Here is a 218-nt window from a genome sequence, read left to right on the forward strand (position 1 = left end):
TAATCGTCTTAGTATAGATAGTGAAGCCAAGTGTGAAAAAAATGTTATTACTATCCCTTGGTTTGTTTTTGGCTTTATGACTACTGCTATGATTAATAGTATGGTTATTTTTCCTGAATCTCTTAAAGCTGTATTGAGTTTTTCCAGTCAATTTTCTTTGGCAATGGCAATGGCTGCTTTAGGTGCGCAAACTCAGTGGGCAACTATTAAAGAAGCAG

The 218-nt window shown here is 35.3% G+C and carries 1 protein-coding gene; it reads left to right on the forward strand.

Annotated elements, in window-relative coordinates; all coding sequences use genetic code 11:
• Positions 1–218, forward strand: a 218-nt coding sequence (locus tag AACQ14_RS24065; RefSeq protein WP_339366071.1) for a putative sulfate exporter family transporter, incomplete at both ends; no start/stop codon positions are given.

Source organism: Vallitalea maricola (assembly GCF_036985595.1).
Classification (GTDB): Bacteria; Bacillota; Clostridia; order Lachnospirales; family Vallitaleaceae; genus Vallitalea; species Vallitalea maricola.